The sequence below is a fragment of the Campylobacter sp. BCW_6460 genome (assembly GCF_001762705.1).
In the GTDB taxonomy this organism is placed as follows: domain Bacteria; phylum Campylobacterota; class Campylobacteria; order Campylobacterales; family Campylobacteraceae; genus Campylobacter_D; species Campylobacter_D jejuni.
Genome location: NZ_MJXI01000038.1, coordinates 1333 through 2004, shown reverse-complemented (window position 1 = coordinate 2004; position 672 = coordinate 1333). Strand labels below are relative to the sequence as shown.

The following is a 672-nucleotide window of genomic DNA, read 5'->3' as shown; positions in this document are numbered from 1 at the left end:
ATGACCTTCACCTCTACTCAAAAAGAACTCTTTAATAATAACATTGAAGCTTTAGGTAATATTCTTTTAAAAGAAAGTTTAAAAGAAATCAAGTCTAGTAAATTTGAACTTATCTTAGGTAAAGATAATCTAGATATAAATTTAAAAGATACGAATGATAATACTTTTCTTTATGGAAATGTTATTGATGAATTAAACACTATGTTAAACACCTATAATGACAAATACCTACTTTATCCTGTATTGTATTTTTATGGTTTTGGAAATGGAATTTTATTTAAAGCTTTATTACAAAATAAAAATCATCAACATATTGTTGTTTTTGAAAAAGATATAGAAATCATTTGGGTCATGTTTCATATCTTAGATTTTTCAAATGAATTGCAAAATTCAAGATTGATGATTTTAGAAAATGATAAATTACAAATTCAGGATTATGTTGAACTTTGTTCTTCTAAGCCTTTCTTTCAATTTTCTAGAATTTATTTTTTAGAACTGATGAGTAATTATTATGAAAGATTTCATGAGGATGTTTTGGAGTTAAATAAAAAGCTAGTGCAGCATTTTAAAGATTCTATTATTTCTCATGGTAATGATCCCCTTGATGCTCTTCAAGGCATAGAGCAATTTGTTTATAATCTTCCTCAAATGATCACTCATCCTAGTTATAAA

General features: G+C 25.1%; 1 pseudogene. It reads left to right on the top strand.

Features of this window, described 5'->3' with window-relative positions:
- Window positions 1-672, top strand: a pseudogene (locus AJ881_RS09620) (DUF115 domain-containing protein); the annotation flags it as partial.